13 protein-coding genes and 4 tRNA genes are annotated in these 17325 nt (G+C 59.8%); 7 read left to right on the plus strand and 10 right to left on the minus strand.

Annotated elements, in window-relative coordinates; genetic code table 11:
* Positions 1–45: 45 nt before the first annotated feature.
* On the minus strand, positions 46–510 hold the full coding sequence (locus AB4N43_RS08065; RefSeq protein ID WP_460153727.1) for a YkvA family protein: 465 nt from the start codon (positions 508–510) through the stop codon (positions 46–48).
* Positions 511–803: 293 nt separating this feature from the next.
* Positions 804–1517 (minus strand): FKBP-type peptidyl-prolyl cis-trans isomerase, encoded by a 714-nt coding sequence (locus AB4N43_RS08070; RefSeq protein WP_027922465.1) that lies wholly within the window; start codon positions 1515–1517, stop codon positions 804–806.
* A gap of 269 nt (positions 1518–1786) precedes the next feature.
* Between AB4N43_RS08070 and AB4N43_RS08075 the strand changes: the two genes are divergently transcribed.
* Together AB4N43_RS08075 and AB4N43_RS08080 are read left to right on the plus strand one after the other, a co-directional pair.
* Positions 1787–3595 carry a di-heme-cytochrome C peroxidase gene (locus AB4N43_RS08075; protein WP_027922464.1) on the plus strand — a complete coding sequence of 603 codons (1809 nt, stop codon included), beginning with the start codon at positions 1787–1789 and terminating at the stop codon, positions 3593–3595.
* The gene (locus tag AB4N43_RS08080; RefSeq protein WP_460153730.1) at positions 3592–4725 is read left to right on the plus strand and encodes a catalase family protein; all 1134 of its coding nucleotides are present in this window, start codon (positions 3592–3594) and stop codon (positions 4723–4725) included. The genes AB4N43_RS08075 and AB4N43_RS08080 overlap by 4 nt, the downstream gene beginning before the upstream one ends.
* A 91-nt stretch (positions 4726–4816) precedes the next feature.
* Here the strand turns inward: AB4N43_RS08080 and AB4N43_RS08085 are convergent.
* The 4 genes from AB4N43_RS08085 to AB4N43_RS08100 all read right to left on the minus strand — a co-directional run bounded on the left by AB4N43_RS08085 (position 4817) and on the right by AB4N43_RS08100 (position 5355).
* Positions 4817–4893, minus strand: a tRNA-Asp gene (locus AB4N43_RS08085).
* Between the two features lie 15 nt (positions 4894–4908).
* A tRNA-Val gene (locus AB4N43_RS08090) sits at positions 4909–4984 on the minus strand.
* Positions 4985–5183: 199 nt separating this feature from the next.
* Positions 5184–5260: transfer RNA gene (locus AB4N43_RS08095), tRNA-Asp, on the minus strand.
* A 19-nt stretch (positions 5261–5279) separates the two neighbouring features.
* Positions 5280–5355, minus strand: a tRNA-Val gene (locus AB4N43_RS08100).
* 161 nt (positions 5356–5516) lie between these two features.
* Here AB4N43_RS08100 and rdgC point away from each other — a divergent pair.
* The 3 genes from rdgC (at position 5517) to sugE (ending at position 8026) form a co-directional block, all read left to right on the plus strand.
* Positions 5517–6437: a recombination-associated protein RdgC gene (gene rdgC, locus AB4N43_RS08105; RefSeq protein WP_007945202.1), complete on the plus strand. Its 921-nt coding sequence runs from the start codon at positions 5517–5519 to the stop codon at positions 6435–6437.
* A gap of 189 nt (positions 6438–6626) precedes the next feature.
* Positions 6627–7592 carry a bile acid:sodium symporter family protein gene (locus tag AB4N43_RS08110; protein WP_027922463.1) on the plus strand — a complete coding sequence of 322 codons (966 nt, stop codon included), beginning with the start codon at positions 6627–6629 and terminating at the stop codon, positions 7590–7592.
* A 119-nt stretch (positions 7593–7711) separates the two neighbouring features.
* Positions 7712–8026, plus strand: coding sequence for a quaternary ammonium compound efflux SMR transporter SugE (gene sugE / locus AB4N43_RS08115; RefSeq protein ID WP_027922462.1), 315 nt, complete (start codon positions 7712–7714; stop codon positions 8024–8026).
* Between the two features lie 107 nt (positions 8027–8133).
* Here sugE and AB4N43_RS08120 read toward each other — a convergent pair whose 3' ends face one another.
* From AB4N43_RS08120 to AB4N43_RS08135, 4 genes are all read right to left on the minus strand, one after another.
* Entirely contained in the window at positions 8134–10008 is a 1875-nt protein-coding gene (locus AB4N43_RS08120; RefSeq protein ID WP_027922461.1) for an MFS transporter, read from the minus strand.
* Between the two features lie 98 nt (positions 10009–10106).
* Entirely contained in the window at positions 10107–11258 is a 1152-nt protein-coding gene (locus AB4N43_RS08125; RefSeq protein WP_059181351.1) for a TDT family transporter, read from the minus strand.
* A gap of 105 nt (positions 11259–11363) precedes the next feature.
* Positions 11364–11675, minus strand: a complete 312-nt coding sequence (locus AB4N43_RS08130) for a cupin domain-containing protein (protein WP_027922459.1) — start codon at positions 11673–11675, stop codon at positions 11364–11366.
* Positions 11676–11717: 42 nt separating this feature from the next.
* On the minus strand, positions 11718–12911 hold the full coding sequence (locus AB4N43_RS08135; RefSeq protein WP_059181352.1) for an MFS transporter: 1194 nt from the start codon (positions 12909–12911) through the stop codon (positions 11718–11720).
* 153 nt (positions 12912–13064) lie between these two features.
* Here AB4N43_RS08135 and AB4N43_RS08140 point away from each other — a divergent pair, with 153 nt between their 5' ends.
* Positions 13065–13601 carry a TetR/AcrR family transcriptional regulator gene (locus AB4N43_RS08140; protein WP_027922457.1) on the plus strand — a complete coding sequence of 179 codons (537 nt, stop codon included), beginning with the start codon at positions 13065–13067 and terminating at the stop codon, positions 13599–13601.
* Positions 13602–13746: 145 nt separating this feature from the next.
* A complete protein-coding gene (locus AB4N43_RS08145; RefSeq protein WP_027922456.1) occupies positions 13747–17217 on the plus strand; it encodes a hybrid sensor histidine kinase/response regulator in 3471 nt (1156 codons plus the stop codon).
* Positions 17218–17325 lie beyond the last annotated feature (108 nt).

The raw sequence follows: 17325 nt of genomic DNA on the forward strand, positions 1-17325 counted from the left end.
GAGGAATTGCGTTGCGGCAAAAACGGGTTGGCTGATCTGCATCCTTCAATCACCCCGCATTTTTTGGGGGCCCTGGAGCTGAAGTTTCTCCGGGGTATCGGGCAGGCGTTCGACCACCGCCAGCTTCTCCGGCACCTGTCGCCTGCGCCAGGCGCGGAAGGCATTGAGTTCGTCGTCGAGGACTTTCATCAGCCAGGCCAGCACCGCGATGTCATCGAGCATGCCGAACACCGGAATGAAATCCGGGATGGCATCCACCGGGCTGAGGAAATACATCAGGCCGGCGACCACCGAGACCAACGCCTTCGGGCTGACGGCACGGTACTCCCCACGCCAGTAGGCCAGGCACAGCGCCTGCAACAGGCGCAAATCGTCTTTGACCTTGCCCAGGCGATTGCCTTGGCTGGCGCCTTTGCTGGCGACGGCGAACAGCAACGTCGGCAAGCGCCCGCGCGCGAGCAGGCGCCCGGCGAGGGGCAAGAATCGAGCGAAATTCCAGGGTGCTTTCATCATTCCTCCCACTGAAATGTTATCCACACAAATTGTGGATAACCTTGTGAACAGAGCTGCTTTTCACGGCTGAAAGCCCCGTTTCATAAGGGTCCGGCTCAGATCGGGCGTTTTTTACTCACATAAAAAAACCCAAGATTTCATTGACTTGGCGCGCCGGCGCGGCTAGCACGGGCGTCTTCAATGGCTATGACTCCAGCGTACAGCAACCGTTCGCTTTGTTTACCTGCGCCGAACCCCGGATGCAACAACGCCCCGCATAAGCGAGGCGTTGTTGTCAAAGCAGACGCTGATTACTTGGCGGCGTCTTCTTTGGCTGGATCTTTGATCCCCAGCAGCTCCAGGTCGAATACCAGCACCGAGTTGGCTGGGATCGCCGGGCTTGGGCTTTGGGCGCCATAAGCCAGTTCGCTAGGGATGTACAACTTGTACTTCTCACCAACGTGCATCAGTTGCAGGCCTTCGACCCAACCCGGAATCACACCGCTGACCGGCAGATCAATCGGGCTGCCGCGCTCGACGGAGCTGTCGAAGACGGTGCCGTTGGTCAGCTTGCCGGTGTAGTGAACAGTCACTACGTCGGTCGGCTTAGGCTGTGGGCCATCGGCTTTCTTTTCCACTTCGTATTGCAAGCCCGAGGCGGTGGTCACTACGCCGGCTTTCTTGGCGTTTTCTTCGAGGAATTTCTTGCCGGCAGCCGCCGACTCTTCGCTCATCTTGGCCATACGCTCTTCCGCACGCTTCTGCAGTGCGGCGAAGGCTTCGACCAGCTCCTCGTCTTTGAGCTTCTGCTCTTTCTTGCCAACGGCATCTTCGATGCCTTGGGCTACGGCTTTGGAATCCAGGTCATCCATGCCTTCCTGAGCCAGGCTTTTGCCCATGTTCAGGCCAATGCCGTAGGAAGCTTTTTGCGCCGGAGTTTTCAGCTCTACACTGGTCTGCGAATCACAACCCGCAAGTACCAGGCTAACCAGGGCTACCGCCGCCGCCAACCGATGCTGTTTCATGCTATTTCCTTGTTCATGCGCCTAAAGGGCAATCGAGTAAAGCCGCGAGCTTATCAGGCGGCCACGACCAATGGCTACCGGCATGAGAGCTGGAAACTTCTGATAAGTTCAGGTGTTTTAACGCATTTCAGGATTGGCATCATGAAGCATCTGTCATCTGGCACCTACAGCAGCTGATCCTATATCCCACAACATCTGGCGTAATGGCCACTTGCCGCACCCCGTCCCCTGCGGCATAAGAGAGCCACAACTCGACAAGGATGTTTATCTTGCGCCTCTTATTTCGCCTGCTGATGCTGGTGGCTGTGCTGCTGGGACTCGGCCTGGCCGTGGTTCTGTATTACGTCGCCAATCCGAAACTGCCGACCTGGTCGCCCGCGCAACAGGTGCATTACCTGGAACAATGGAGCGCCGAAGATCGCCAGACTTACTACTTCACGCCTCAGGGAACCCAGGTCAAAGGCTTGCGCTATGCCTGGTTCAACGCCCTCGAACTGCCCTTCTCGCAACAACGATTCGCATCGCCCGAGTACCTCGCCCGCTTTGGTTTCCTGATCGATCCCGGGCAGAAAGCCACGCCAGACAACCCTGGGAATTTGCCGGTAGGTTTTGCCCGCCACCAAAATCCCGGCAGTCAGGACGAATTTCTCGACATCTCGTGCGCCGCTTGCCACACCGGTGAGTTGCGCTTCAACGGCCAGGCGATCCGCATTGACGGCGGTTCGGCGCAGCACGTTTTGCCTTCCAGTGTTCCTACGTTGAAAGGGGGCAGTTTCGGACAAGCGTTGGTCGCCAGTCTGACCTCGACTTACCTCAACCCGTGGAAATTCGAACGCTTCGCCCGCAACGTGCTGGGCGATGACTACGACGCCCGGCACCCACAATTGCGTGAAGAGTTCAAAGCGTCCCTCGTTACCTTCGTCAAAGTTGCCTGGAACGATACCCATCGCGGGCTCTACCCCACCGAGGAAGGACCGGGCCGTACCGACGCCTTCGGACGCATTGCCAACGCCACGTTCGGTGATGCGATTTCAGCCGACAACTACCGTGTGGCCAATGCCCCGGTGGATTACCCGCAATTGTGGGACATGTGGACGTTCGACTGGGTGCAGTGGAACGGTTCGGCGCAACAACCCATGGCTCGCAACATCGGCGAATCCCTGGGTGTGGGCGCCACACTGAGTTTCTTCGATGCCAACGGCCAACCGCTCAAAGGTGACGGACGTTATCCGTCGAGTGTGCGATTACGCGACCTGCACCAGATCGAGGAAACCCTGCAACGGCTCAAACCACCCGCATGGCCTGAAGAGTTACTCGGCGCTGTCGACAAGCCGTTGGCAGCCAAAGGTCGCGAGTTGTTCCGCGAAAACTGCGCCGGTTGCCATTTGCCACGCACAGTCGAGAGTGACGGGCGCTGGGTGCAACATTTGAAAATGCTACCGGTCGATTTCATTGGCACCGACCCGGGCGCCGCCAACAACATTGCCGACCATCGCTTCGACCTCTCCGCCTTGCAATGGGACCTGGCGGAACTCAAGCAGCTGGACGTGCACTTGCAGCCAGCACCCGCTGAACCGCTGGATTTGAGCCAGCTGTCATCGGCCAAGGGGCTGGCATACATCACGGCTTTCGTCGGAAACCGCGCTTACCGTGACGCGAACATTCCTGCCGCCGAACAACCGGCCATGAATGGCTTCGGCCTGCCAATTGGCGTGCGTGAGCTGCGGGCCTATAAGGCACGGCCACTGGCAGGCGTCTGGGCCACTGCGCCGTTTCTGCACAACGGTTCGGTACCGAGCATTTATCAGCTGCTCTCACCTCAAGATGAACGCGCAACGACCTTCTATAAAGGTACGTTCGAGTACGACCCGCAACATCTTGGCTATCGTACCGAGGCCTTTACCAATGGCTTTGTGTTCGACACGCGCATCACCGGCAATCACAACAGCGGCCACGAGTTCCGTGCCGGCCAGCGCGGCAACGGCGTGATTGGCCGCTTGCTGCAACCGCAGGAGCGCTGGGCGCTGCTGGAATATCTGAAGGTATTGGGCGGCCCGCTGGAGGCGCAATTGCCATGAGCAGACTCTGGATGCGCCTTGGCGCTTTTCTTGGCAAGACCCTCCTGTGGTTGATCGGCCTGGGTGTGCTCGGTTATGCGCTAGCCATGGCGTGGTTCGCCTGGCAGCACAGCGGACCTGTTTCAGCGCAAGAAGTGATACCGGATGGCGAAGCCGCCATGACTCAGGACGTCATTCAGACGGCGGTGCGCATCGTCGATCAACACCGTGAGAACACCCGCTACCTGCGCGATGCACATGCCAAGGCCCATGGCTGCGTGAAGGCCGAGGTTCAAGTGCTGGCGGATCTGACCGAGGAACTGCGCCAGGGCGTGTTCAGCCAACCCGGCAAAACCTGGCAAGCGACAATGCGCCTGTCCAATGGCAATGCGTATCCGCAATTCGACAGCATTCGAGACGCCCGGGGCATGGCAATCAAATTGCTCGATGTGCCCGGCAAACAGCTGCTCGCCGATCAACAGACTCGTGGCGAACAGGATTTTGTGATGTTCAGCCACGCGAATTTCTTCGTCAGCGATGTCGCCGAGTACCGTCAGAATGTAGCGGCCCAGGCTGACGGCAAAAAGCTGATGGCGTTTTTCCCGGGTTGGGACCCACGGACCTGGCAGGTTCGGCACCTGTTTATCGCCTTGGCAACCCTGTCACCCGCCCCGGAAAGTCCGACGAAGACCACTTACTTTTCGGTTTCGCCCTACAAGTTTGGTGCCACCAATGCCAAATTCCGAGTGATGCCGGACCCTGATAGCTGCCCGGCCTACACCCTGCCCGCGCAGAACCAGAAGTTGCCAAACTTCCTGCGCAATGCGCTGAACCAGCAATTGTCGACCGACCGGGTGCCGGCCTGCTTCGTCCTGCAAATTCAGCGTCAGGACCCAAGCCAGTACATGCCCATAGAAGACACCAGCATCGAATGGCGTGAAAACGCGGCGCCATTCCAGACCGTGGCGCGAATCAAAGTACCCGCGCAAGATTTCGACACGCCGGCATTGAATATCCAATGCGACAACCAGTCGTTCAATCCATGGTTTGGTCTTGAGGCTCATCGGCCAATTGGCGGCATCAACCGACTTCGCAAAGCGGTGTATGAAGCCGTAAGCGACTACCGACACAGTCGTAACGCCGAGCAATAAACGCAATTGCCAAACGCCAGACAGCAAAAAGCCCGCATTAAGCGGGCTTTCTGTGTGGTACCTGGCGTTCAGCGTTCCAGGTAACCGAATATGGCGCAGCGGACGGGACTCGAACCCGCGACCCCCGGCGTGACAGGCCGGTATTCTAACCGACTGAACTACCGCTGCGCGTAGCGTTGAAAGTGGTGGGTGATGACGGGATCGAACCGCCGACATTCTGCTTGTAAGGCAGACGCTCTCCCAGCTGAGCTAATCACCCTTTACCTTCGTTGCGGGGCACATTATGCCACAGGTTTTCGTAAAGTGTTGATTTAATTGAATTATTTTTCAAATAAATCCGAAAACCGGTGAAACGATGCAACCTGCAGGAACAACGGACAATCTACAGACAGAAAAAAACCCGCGTGAGCGGGCTTTTCCGTGGTGACCTGGCGTTCAGCGTTCCAGGTAACCGAATATGGCGCAGCGGACGGGACTCGAACCCGCGACCCCCGGCGTGACAGGCCGGTATTCTAACCGACTGAACTACCGCTGCGCGTAACACTGAATGCGAATGGTGGGTGATGACGGGATCGAACCGCCGACATTCTGCTTGTAAGGCAGACGCTCTCCCAGCTGAGCTAATCACCCTTCACGTTCGGTGTGGCGCGCATTCTACGGAGCGACCTCACCTCTGGCAAGCACTTTTTTAAATAATTTTCTCAGGCCTTCCAAAGGCTTAGCGAAGGGTTGGCCTATGGCGCCGCTAAGAGAATAATGCCCCCCTTTGTATATAAGGAGAGACTTACCCCATGTGGTTCAAAAACCTGCTTATCTATCGCCTGACCCAAGATCTGCCTGTTGATGCCGAGGCGTTGGAAACTGCACTGGCCACCAAACTGGCGCGTCCATGTGCAAGCCAGGAGTTGACCACCTACGGTTTCGTCGCGCCATTCGGCAAGGGCGAAGATGCACCGCTGGTCCACGTCAGCGGCGACTTCCTGCTGATTTCTGCGCGTAAAGAAGAACGCATCCTGCCGGGCAGCGTCGTGCGTGACGCCGTAAAGGAAAAGGTCGACGAGATCGAAGCCGAGCAAATGCGTAAGGTCTATAAGAAAGAACGCGACCAGATCAAGGATGAAATCATCCAGGCGTTCCTGCCGCGCGCCTTTATTCGTCGCTCGTCGACCTTCGCCGCCATTGCGCCGAAACAAGGCCTGATCCTCGTCAACTCGGCCAGCCCGAAACGTGCCGAAGACCTGCTGTCCACCCTGCGTGAAGTGATCGGCACCCTGCCGGTACGTCCACTGACCGTAAAAATGTCGCCAACCGCCACCATGACCGAATGGGTCACCACCCAGAAAGCCGCAGACGACTTCTTTGTGCTGGACGAATGCGAGCTGCGTGATACCCACGAAGACGGCGGCATCGTGCGATGCAAGCGTCAGGACCTGACCAGCGAAGAAATCCAGCTGCACCTGAGCACCGGCAAAGTGGTCACTCAGCTGTCCTTGGCCTGGCAAGACAAACTGTCTTTCGTCCTCGACGACAAGATGGTGGTCAAGCGTCTGAAGTTCGAAGACCTGCTGCAAGATCAGGCGGAACAGGACGGCGGCGAAGAGGCCCTGGGCCAACTGGACGCCAGCTTCACCCTGATGATGCTGACCTTCGGCGACTTCCTGCCGGCGCTGGTTGAAGCGCTGGGCGGCGAAGAGACTCCGCAGGGGATCTAAAGCAAAACCGATTTCCCCTGAAGAAACCGGATCAACTGTGGGAGCCGGGCTTGCTCCGGGCGGCGTTCCGACGATGGCGCTATGTCAGTCTACAGATCAGCTGACTGACACACCGCCATCGCAGGCAAGCCGGCTCCCACATTGATTGGATTCCACCTTGGGATCGTTACTCATAATAAGGATCAAGCCATGCGTGCATTGGCAGCATTGAGTCGTTTTGTCGGGAACACCTTCGCTTACTGGGTACTGATTTTCGCGGTTCTGGCCTTCCTGCAACCGGCGTGGTTCATCGGCCTCAAGGGCGCAATCGTGCCACTGCTCGGGTTGGTGATGTTCGGCATGGGCCTGACCCTCAAACTTGAAGACTTCGCCGAAGTCGCCCGCCATCCGTGGCGCGTTGCGTTAGGCGTGGTTGCCCATTTCGTGATCATGCCCGGCGTGGCGTGGTTGCTCTGCCAGGCGTTTCACCTGCCGCCGGAAATTGCCGTCGGCGTGATTCTGGTCGGGTGCTGCCCAAGCGGCACCTCGTCGAACGTGATGACCTGGCTGGCACGCGGCGATCTGGCCCTGTCGGTGGCCATCGCCGCCGTCACCACCCTCCTCGCTCCGCTGCTGACTCCAGCGCTGATCTGGCTGTTGGCCTCGGCCTGGTTGCCGGTGTCGTTCATGGAGCTGTTCTGGTCGATTCTGCAAGTGGTGCTGTTGCCGATCATCCTCGGCGTGGTGGCGCAACGCGTGCTCGGTACCAAGGTTCGCCACGCGGTAGAAGTGTTGCCACTGATTTCGGTGGTGAGCATCGTGATCATCGTCACCGCCGTGGTCGCCGCCAGCCAGGCGAAGATTGCCGAGTCCGGCCTGCTGATCATGGCCGTGGTGATGTTGCACAACAGCTTCGGTTATCTGCTGGGCTACTTCACCGGCCGCCTGTTCAAGCTGCCTTTGGCCCAACGCAAATCGCTGGCGCTGGAAGTCGGCATGCAGAATTCCGGGCTGGGCGCCGCGTTGGCCAGTGCCCACTTCTCGCCGCTGGCGGCGGTGCCGAGTGCGTTGTTCAGCGTGTGGCACAATATTTCCGGGGCGCTGCTCTCGACGTATTTCCGTCGAATGAGCGAGAAACAAGACCGGGAAACCGCTGCGCGACAGGCCACCGAATAAGCCGCAAACTTGATCCCCGGATTAATGATGGGCACTCTATGGCGCAACGCGAGGACGACCTCGCGGCTCGATCGAGTCATTAATCTGGGGACGACCCCGTCAATCGATGGAGGTCTTTCATGTCCTGGATCATCCTGTTTTTCGCCGGCCTGTTCGAAGTCGGCTGGGCCGTTGGCCTGAAGTACACCGACGGTTTCAGCCGTCCCCTGCCCACCGCATTGACTGTTGCAGCCATGGCCATCAGCCTTGGCTTGCTGGGCCTTGCGATGAAGGAATTGCCGCTGGGCACGGCGTATGCGATCTGGACGGGGGTGGGTGCAGTCGGCACGGTGATTGCCGGGATCATTCTGTTTGGTGAGTCGATGGCGCTGTTTCGGCTGGCCAGTGTGGCGTTAATCATCGCTGGGTTGGTTGGGCTCAAAGTCAGCGCCTGACTTTAGACCGCCATCGCGAGCAGGCTTACTCCTACAGGTGATCTATGTTGGTCACAAATCACCTGTAGGAGTAAGCCTGCTCGCGATACGGCCAGCACATTCACCCACTATCTGACGGTGCCGCGCAACTCGCCAACCAGCGCTTGCAACTTGGCCGGCTCCGCCGCTTCAACCGCCACTGCCGGCCCCGCCACCAACGTTACCCGCGACCACAACCGGCGAAACAGCCCCTTGCCCGGATCACGACTGAAGAAACTCCCCCACAACCCCTGCAACGCCAGTGGAATCACCGGCACCGGCGTTTCTTCCAGTATTCGCGTCAGCCCCCCCTTGAACTCATTGATCTCCCCGTCAGCCGTCAATTTGCCTTCCGGAAAGATACACACCAACTCGCCATCCTTCAGATACTGCGCAATCCGCTTGAAGGCTCTTTCGTAGATTTGAATGTCTTCCTGACGCCCCGCGATCGGAATCGTCCCGGCCGTGCGAAAGATAAAGTTCAGCACCGGCAGGTTGTAGATTTTGTAGTACATCACAAAGCGAATCGGCCGACGCACCGCGCCGCCAATCAGCAGCGCATCGACAAAGGACACGTGATTGCACACCAGCAGCGCCGCGCCTTCATCGGGAATCAGCTCCAGATTGCGATGCTCCACGCGGTACATTGAGTGGCTGAGCAGCCAGATCATGAAGCGCATGCTGAATTCGGGGACGATCTTGAAGATGTAGGCGTTGACGCCGATGTTCAGCAGCGACACCACCAGGAACAGCTGCGGAATCGACAGCTTGACCAGGCTCAACAAGATGATCGAGACAATCGCCGACACCACCATGAACAACGCATTGAGAATGTTGTTGGCGGCAATCACCCGCGCCCGCTCGTTCTCGGCGGTGCGCGACTGGATCAGCGCATACAGCGGCACGATGTAGAAACCACCAAAGATCCCCAGGCCAAGGATGTCGATCAACACCAGCCAGGTGTGACCAAAGCCGAGAACTTCAACCCAGCCGTGGCCGGTCGCGCTGTCCGGAATACCGCCCGAATGCCACCACAGCAGCAAGCCAAACACCGTCAGACCGAACGAGCCGAACGGCACCAGGCCAATCTCGACTTTGCGTCCGGAGAGCTTTTCACAGAGCATCGAGCCGAGCGCGATCCCCACCGAGAACACCGTCAGAATCAGAGTCACCACGGTTTCGTCGCCGTGCATCCACTCTTTGGCATAGGCCGGGATCTGGGTCAGGTAAATCGCCCCGACAAACCAGAACCACGAGTTACCGACGATCGAACGCGATACCGCGGGCGTCTGTCCAAGGCCCAACTTCAACGTGGCCCAGGACTGGCTGAAAATGTTCCAGTTCAGGTGCATTTCCGGCGAAGCGGCCGCCGCCCGTGGAATGCTGCGACTGGCCAGGTAGCCGAGCACGGCAACGCCGATGATCGCGCTGGAAACGATAGGCGCGTAGTGACTGGATGACATCATGATCCCGGCGCCAATGGTCCCGGCGAGAATCGCCAGGAAGGTGCCCATTTCCACCAGCCCGTTACCGCCGACCAGCTCTTCTTCACGCAGGGCCTGGGGCAGGATCGAGTATTTCACCGGCCCGAACAGCGCCGAATGTGTGCCCATGGCGAACAGCGCCACCAGCATCAACGACAGATGATCAAAGACGAAACCCACCGCGCCGACCGCCATGATGACGATTTCGCCGAGCTTGATCAGGCGGATCAGGCGGTCCTTGGCGAACTTCTCGCCGAACTGTCCGGCCAGCGCCGAGAACAGAAAGAACGGCAGGATGAACAGCAGCGCACAGAGGTTGACGTAGATCGAGCGGTCACCGTCGATGGTCAATTTGTACAGAATGGCGAGGATCAACGACTGCTTGAAGATGTTGTCGTTGAACGCCCCGAGGGACTGGGTCACGAAAAACGGCAGGAAGCGCCGGGTGCGGAGCAAGGTGAACTGCGAGGGGTGACTCATCTTCCATGTGTCCCTGATGTTAGGTAGCGAGTGGCGTGGATACGGTTATTGGAATGCCGAACGTCGATCCAGGCCACACATTACCTAATCTTTGCAGGTTATTTCTTTAATCCTGCAATGCACGGCGAGACAAACAGTTCACCGCGCCACGCGCCTTGCAACGTGCGCCGGGCAACGATCAGCCACATCATCGCCAGCAACGCCACCAGCACGCAGCCAAACACACTGAAAAACGTCAGGTTCAAGGTGCTGGCCAGTTTCAACGTCGCCAGCGAGTAGACGCCCAACGGGAAGGTAAACCCCCACCAGCCGAGGTTGAACGGGATGCCGGCGCGCAGGTAACGCAAGGTAATCAGCACCGCAATCAGCATCCACCACAAACCGAAGCCCCACAGGGTGATCCCGGCTACCAGCCCCAGGCCGGCGGCGATTTCACCCATGCCCGGCAGACCGTTGGCGGCGAAGATGGCTGGCGCGTCCGCCCCCAGCAGCAACATGCCCAGTGCCCCGGTGCCAATCGGACCCAACGCGAGCCAGCTCGAAGCGGCCATATTTTCATGGGGCAATTTATGCAGCGCCATACGCAGCAACAGGATGGTCAGAATGCTGAAGGCCACCGGCAGGGAAAACGCCCAGAGCACGTAACTCGTCACCAGCACCACCAGTTGCGAATGCGCATCCGCCAGGTGCGGCGCCAGCAGGCCACCGCTGGCCGCCGCGACTTCCGCGGCCACCACCGGCAACAGCCAGACGGCGGTCATCTGGTCGATACTGTGTTCCTGACGGGTGAACATCATGAAGGGAATCAGCACGCCGCACGCCAGCGACATCGCCACATCCAGCCACCAGAGCATTTCGGCGATAGGAATCACGCCGTCACCCCAGCGCGGCAGACCGAACACCAGAAAGCCGTTGATGATGGTCGCCAGGCCCATGGGAATGGTGCCGAAGAACATTGAGACCGTGGAATGGCCGAAGATTCGCCGCGCTTCGTCGAAGAACAGCACCCAACGCGCGGTGTACACGGCGGTGAAGACGGCGAACAGGAAAATATTGAACAGCCACACCCCTTCGGCGAGCGCGCGCAAACCGGGAATGGCGAGGGGCAATTGCGCCAGCGCCAGCGCGAGCACCCCGGTGCCCATGGTCGCGGCGAACCAGTTGGGCGTGAATTGACGGATGACCTCACGCGGGTGCTGCAAATGGCTGAACGGTTTGATACCGGTTGTGACGCTGTTAGGGCATGTCATGGCGAACTCCTCTCCTCTGGTGAGGTGGAGCCCATGGTAGAACTGAATCGAATATCTATATAACGGGTAATATCTCTATAACTTATCTGTTTTGCAGATATAGATTCAGACACTGCCTTGCGATTCGATCACCAGAATTCGCGCCGCACCCTGCGGATGCGCCACATGCTCGGTGCCGACAGAGGCATAAAAGATGTCGCCAACATCCAACAGCGCCTGCTTCTCGATGCCCTCTTCGCGATAACGCATCTGCACCTGCCCATCCAGCACCACGAACACTTCCTGGCCATCGTTGACGTGCCATTTATAAGGCTGATCGGTCCAGTGCAAACGGGTGGTGATGCCGTTCATGTTGGCGATGTCGAGTGCGCCCCAGGCGCGATCAGCGGTGAAAGATTTGCTGCGGATGATCTTCATGGGGCGGTCCGTCGAAATGAATGAAGAGGCCAAGGCTAGCGATCAACGCACATCTGTGCCACAGACTTTCAACGAGCGCTGACGGATCAACGCCAGCAAAGCGCCAACGGAGAGCACGATCAGCACGGCACTGTAGCCGTCGGTCGTCGCGACCAGGCCGAAGCTTCGCGTCAGGTTCCCGGCCAACAGCGATGGCAGACAGAACGCCAGGTAACTGAGTACATAAAACGCCGACATCAGCCCCGCGCGCTCATGGGGTAGAGCCAATGGCACCAGACTGCGCACGGCACCCAGAAAACCGGCGCCGAAACCACAACCAGCGACGAGCGTGCCGAGGAAAAACAACGGCAGGCTGGCGCTGTGCACGCCCAGTAGAACCAGGACGATACCGGTTGGCAGCAAGCTTGCTCCCAACTGCAGCGCCAGAGCAGCGGGACGATTGCGCAGGGTGAAAATCATCAAGGCGCCTGTCACCGTCAGCGCCGCGACGGTCGACCCGGCAATCAGGTTCGAGGTGGAACCGGTGGCCGTGCGCACCAACGAGGGTGCCAGGGACGCATAAAAACCGCCGAGCGCCCACGTTGCCGTATTCAGCGGCAGTACCCGCCATAAGGTCGAGCGCGCTTGAACCGGCACGTGCAAGGTCGGCCGCAGCGAAGCCCAAGCCCCCGGTTGACGCGACACACTTTCCGGCAAACGCCAGATATAGAGCGCCTGCAACGCAAACAGGACGAACAGCAGCCAATACGTCAGGTGCAACGGCGCGGGTGCGAATTCGGCCAGCAAACCACAGCCCAATCCGCCCAGGGCCATGCCAAGCAGCGGCGCAACGCTGTTGATCAACGGCCCCTGTTGGCGGTCGGTGTCCAGCAGTGTGGCGCTCAGCACGGCGGTCGCCATGCCGGTGGCAAACCCTTGCAGCACTCGAGCACTGATCAGCCAGGCGACGCTGTCAGCATTGATAAACAGCAACATCGCCAGGGCATTCAACACCACGGCGGTGAAAATCACCGGCTTGCGCCCAAGGTGATCCGACAGCGAACCAACCGTCAGCAGCGCCGCCAGCAGGCTGAAGGCGTAGACACCGAAAATCAGGGTCAGGGTCGCGGCCGAGAAGTGCATCTGCTCTTGGTACAAGCGATACAACGGCGTCGGCGCCGTGGAAGCCGCGAGAAAACTGAGTAAAGTGATCGCCAGAAACCACAGGCTTGCACGATTTGAACGAGAACTGGACATCGGCACACTCCGCAAAAGCTAATTTTTCGCTTTTGCGGAGTGTGCTACTGGCTGGCGCTTAAAGCAAATTCTTTGTGTTAAGGTCCGATGCATGGCTTTTAGAGCCAGGGCGTTTGCCTGACGGCAAGTCTCGGCGAGAACAGGAAACAGGTAATGACAGGCCCCACCTTACGTCCCGGCGGCCGCAGTGCCCGGGTGCAGGAATCGATTCACAAGGCCGTGCGCGAATTGCTCGAAGAGCAGGAGCGCGCCAGCGTGACCGTGCCGCAAATCGCTGCGCGTGCAGGAGTTACACCGTCGACGATCTATCGGCGCTGGGGTGATTTGTCGGCATTGTTGGCGGACGTCGCCCTCGCCCGCATGCAGCCGGAAACCGCATCGGCCGATACCGGCAGCCTGCGCGGTGATGTGCAGGCCTGGGCGGAACAGTATCTGGACGAGATGAGTTCCGAACCCGGCCGCAACATGCTGCGCGACGTGCAAGCGAGCCTCAAGCCGAGCTATTGCGCCACGATCATTGGCGGGCAGTTGCAGATGATTCTGGATCGTTATCCGAATGAGCCAAAACCGAGTGTCGATCGGCTGATTAACATGGTGGCGGCGCCTATCGTGTTTCGCATCCTGTTTTCCGAGGCGCCGTTGGAGGTTGAGGAGTTGCATCGGTTGATCGGGATTGCGTTGAATCAGTAAGGGCCCAGACAACCAACATCCGCCTGATACGCCGCCTGCGACACCCCGCCACGCCACGACCTTGGTCGACACTGACTAACCGGGGCGGTCGTGCGAGACTGTCTGACCGGGCGGGAGTCCCGGGTGTCTTTCGTCGGGAGTTCCCATGTCGCTGTCCAGCGGGCTGATCGCCGCCGTCGCCCTGGCCTATATGGCCATCATGTTCGCCATTGCCTTCTACGGTGACCGTCGCAGCACGCCGTTGCCACCGCGCGTGCGCGCGTGGGTGTACAGCCTGTCGCTGGCGGTCTATTGCACGAGCTGGACATTCTTTGGCGCCGTGGGCCAGGCGGCGGAACAGCTCTGGTCGTTCCTGCCGATCTACCTCGGACCGATTCTGCTGCTGGTGGGCGCGCCGTGGGTCCTGCAAAAAATGGTGATGATCAGCAAACAGGAAAACATCACCTCCATCGCCGACTTCATTGCCGCCCGCTACGGTAAATCCCAGTCACTGGCGATTGTGGTGGCGTTGATCTGTCTGGTCGGCGTGTTGCCCTACATCGCCTTGCAGCTCAAGGGCATTGTGCTCGGGGTAAACCTGCTGATTGGCGCGGGCGCCGACGCGATGGGGGTTCGCGCCCAGGACACCGCCTTGATTGTGTCGCTGGTGCTGGCGCTGTTCACCATTGTCTTCGGTACCCGCAACCTTGATGCCACAGAACACCACCGTGGCATGGTGCTGGCCATCGCGTTTGAGTCACTGGTCAAGCTGTTCGCGTTTCTCGCCGTCGGTGCGTTCGTGACCTTTGGGCTGTACGACGGTTTCGACGACCTGTTCAACCAGGCCATGCTCGCCCCGCGCCTCGAAGAATACTGGAAGGAAACCATCAACTGGCCGTCGATGGTGGTGCAGACGGGCGTCGCGATGATGGCGATCATCTGCCTGCCCCGGCAGTTCCACGTGACGGTGGTGGAGAACATTGATCCTCAGGATTTGCGTCTGGCCAAATGGGTGTTTCCGGCCTACCTGGCATTGGCCGCGCTGTTTGTCGTCCCGATCGCCCTCGCCGGTCAGATGATGCTGCCCAGTTCGGTGTTGCCGGACTCGTTCGTCATCAGCCTGCCGCTGGCCCAGGCGCACCCTGCCCTCGCCTTGCTGGCGTTTATCGGCGGCGCCTCAGCGGCGACCGGCATGGTGATTGTCGCCAGCGTGGCGCTGTCTACCATGGTGTCCAACGACATGCTGTTGCCGTGGTTGCTACGCCGAAACAACGCCGAGCGACCGTTCGAAGTGTTTCGCCAGTGGATGCTCTCGGTACGCCGGGTGAGCATCGTGGTGATTTTGCTCCTGGCCTACGTCAGCTATCGCCTGCTGGGCTCGACCGCCAGCCTGGCAACCATCGGCCAGATCGCCTTCGCCGCCGTGACGCAACTGGCCCCAGCCATGCTCGGCGCGCTGTACTGGAAGCAGGCCAACCGTCGCGGCGTATTCGCCGGGCTCGCCGCCGGAACATTCCTGTGGTTCTACACGCTGATCCTGCCGATTGCGGCGCGTAGCCTCGGCTGGCCGCTGGAGAGCTTCCCGGGCCTGGCCTGGCTGCACAGCAACCCGATGAACCTGCCGATCACCCCACTGACCCAAGGCGTGGTGCTGTCGCTGGCCGGAAATTTCACGTTGTTTGCCTGGGTCTCGGTGTTGTCCCGGACGCGGGTTTCCGAGCACTGGCAGGCGGGTCGTTTCATCGGCCAGGAAATCAGCGCACGCCCCAGCGCCCGTTCGATGCTCGCCGTGCAGATCGATGATTTGCTGCAACTGGCCGCGCGTTTCGTCGGCGAAGAACGGGCGCGTCAGAGCTTCATCCGTTTCGCCTACCGCCAAGGCAAAGGTTTCAACCCGAATCAGAACGCCGACGGTGAATGGATCGCCCACACCGAACGCCTGCTGGCGGGTGTACTCGGTGCTTCCTCGACGCGGGCGGTGGTGAAAGCCGCCATCGAAGGCCGGGAAATGCAGCTGGAAGACGTCGTGCGCATCGCCGACGAAGCGTCGGAAGTATTGCAGTTCAACCGCGCCCTGCTGCAAGGCGCGATCGAAAACATCACCCAGGGCATCAGCGTGGTCGACCAGTCACTGAAACTGGTGGCCTGGAACCGGCGTTATCTGGAGCTGTTCAACTACCCGGACGGCCTGATCAGCGTCGGACGCCCGATTGCCGATATCATTCGCCACAATGCCGAACGCGGCCTGTGCGGCCCCGGTGAAGCCGAAGTGCACGTCGCCCGCCGCCTGCACTGGATGCGTCAGGGCCGCGCCCACACCTCGGAACGACTGTTCCCCAACGGACGGGTAATCGAGCTGATCGGCAATCCGATGCCCGGTGGTGGTTTCGTCATGAGTTTCACCGACATCACCGCGTTCCGCGAAGCCGAACAAGCGCTGACCGAAGCCAACGAAGGCCTGGAGCAGCGGGTGGCAGAGCGCACCCACGAGCTGTCGCAACTCAACGTTGCATTGACAGAAGCCAAGAGCACTGCCGAATCTGCCAACCAGTCGAAAACTCGCTTTCTGGCGGCCGTCAGCCATGACTTGATGCAACCGCTGAACGCTGCGCGCCTGTTCTCCGCCGCGTTGTCTCACCAGGACGATGGTCTGTCGGGCGAGGCGCAAAAACTGGTCCATCACCTGGACAGTTCGTTGCGTTCGGCCGAGGACTTGATCAGCGACCTGCTGGATATTTCTCGCCTGGAAAATGGCAAGATCAACCCCGACCCGAAGCCCTTCGCACTCAACGAATTGTTCGACACCCTTGGCGCCGAATTCAAGGCGCAGGCTCAGGAACAAGGGCTGAGCTTCCGGGTTCGGAGCAGCACGTTGCGGGTCGACAGCGACATCAAACTGCTGCGACGGATCCTGCAAAATTTCCTGACCAATGCGTTCCGCTATGCCAAGGGGCCGGTGCTGCTCGGCGTCCGGCGGCGCAAGGATGAATTGTGCCTGGAGGTCTGGGACCGCGGGCCGGGCATTGCGCAGGACAAACTGCAGGTGATCTTCGAAGAATTCAAACGCCTCGACAGTCATCAGACCCGCGCGGAGAAAGGCCTGGGATTGGGCCTGGCGATTGCCGATGGGCTGTGCCGCGTCTTGGGACACACGCTGCAAGTTCGCTCCTGGCCGGGGCGCGGCAGTGTGTTCAGCGTCAGCGTGCCGCTGGCTCGGGCACAAACCGTGGTGGCGCCCAAGACCGCTGAACTCAACGGCCACGTATTGAGCGGCGCACAGGTGCTGTGCATCGACAATGAAGACAGCATTCTGATCGGCATGAACAGCCTGCTGACGCGCTGGGGTTGTCAGGTCTGGACCGCGCGTAACCGAGAGGAATGTGCAGCGCTGCTCAACGACGGCGTTCGTCCGCAACTGGCGCTGGTGGATTACCACCTGGACCATGGCGAAACCGGGACCGAGCTGATGGCGTGGCTGCGCACTCAACTGGGGGAACCCGTGCCGGGGGTGGTGATCAGCGCCGATGGCCGGCCGGAGACGGTGGCGCAGGTGCATGCGGCGGGGCTGGATTATCTGGCCAAGCCGGTGAAGCCGGCGGCGTTGAGGGCGTTGTTGAGTCGGCATTTGCCGTTGTAGCGCGGCGGGTTTTAGCTTTGCAGGGAGGCTTCTGCCGCCATCGCGAGCAAGCTCGCTCCCACAGGGTTTAGCGCTGTTCCTGTAGGAGTGAGCCTGCTCGCGATGCTT

Source organism: Pseudomonas sp. S2_B07 (assembly GCF_054668435.1).

Coding starts and splice junctions, on each gene's coding strand:
- AB4N43_RS08065 (WP_460153727.1), bottom strand. CDS start 510: ATGAAAGCACCCTGGAATTTCGCTCGATTCTTGCCCCTCGCCGGGCGC.
- AB4N43_RS08070 (WP_027922465.1), bottom strand. CDS start 1,517: ATGAAACAGCATCGGTTGGCGGCGGCGGTAGCCCTGGTTAGCCTGGTA.
- AB4N43_RS08080 (WP_460153730.1), top strand. CDS start 3,592: ATGAGCAGACTCTGGATGCGCCTTGGCGCTTTTCTTGGCAAGACCCTC.
- rdgC (WP_007945202.1), top strand. CDS start 5,517: ATGTGGTTCAAAAACCTGCTTATCTATCGCCTGACCCAAGATCTGCCT.
- AB4N43_RS08110 (WP_027922463.1), top strand. CDS start 6,627: ATGCGTGCATTGGCAGCATTGAGTCGTTTTGTCGGGAACACCTTCGCT.
- sugE (WP_027922462.1), top strand. CDS start 7,712: ATGTCCTGGATCATCCTGTTTTTCGCCGGCCTGTTCGAAGTCGGCTGG.
- AB4N43_RS08120 (WP_027922461.1), bottom strand. CDS start 10,008: ATGAGTCACCCCTCGCAGTTCACCTTGCTCCGCACCCGGCGCTTCCTG.
- AB4N43_RS08125 (WP_059181351.1), bottom strand. CDS start 11,258: ATGACATGCCCTAACAGCGTCACAACCGGTATCAAACCGTTCAGCCAT.
- AB4N43_RS08130 (WP_027922459.1), bottom strand. CDS start 11,675: ATGAAGATCATCCGCAGCAAATCTTTCACCGCTGATCGCGCCTGGGGC.
- AB4N43_RS08135 (WP_059181352.1), bottom strand. CDS start 12,911: ATGTCCAGTTCTCGTTCAAATCGTGCAAGCCTGTGGTTTCTGGCGATC.
- AB4N43_RS08140 (WP_027922457.1), top strand. CDS start 13,065: ATGACAGGCCCCACCTTACGTCCCGGCGGCCGCAGTGCCCGGGTGCAG.
- AB4N43_RS08145 (WP_027922456.1), top strand. CDS start 13,747: ATGTCGCTGTCCAGCGGGCTGATCGCCGCCGTCGCCCTGGCCTATATG.